This window comes from Pantoea sp. SIMBA_079 (assembly GCF_046940275.1).
GTDB classification, from domain to species: Bacteria; Pseudomonadota; Gammaproteobacteria; order Enterobacterales; family Enterobacteriaceae; genus Pantoea; species Pantoea borealis.
Genome location: NZ_JAWRYR010001040.1, coordinates 1 through 228, shown reverse-complemented (window position 1 = coordinate 228; position 228 = coordinate 1). Strand labels below are relative to the sequence as shown.

Below are 228 nucleotides of genomic sequence, written 5' to 3'. Positions count from 1 at the left end.
CAACGCACTGCCGCGCACCCGCCCCACCAACCGCACCCTGCAGCTGAAGCTGGTTGGCGCGGCGATGGTGGTCGAACCCGACGGCAGTGGCCGCATAAGCGTGCCCGCCAGCCACCGCACCACGGTCGGCATGGAGCGCAAGGCGGTGCTGGTGGGGATGGGCGAGAAATTCGAACTGTGGAGCGAGCAGGCCCACCAGGCCCAGATCCGGCAGACGCTCAGCGATGC

General features: G+C 69.3%; 1 pseudogene. It reads left to right on the top strand.

Annotated features, from left to right (window positions below):
• Window positions 1–228, top strand: a pseudogene (locus SB719_RS23085) (hypothetical protein); the annotation flags it as partial.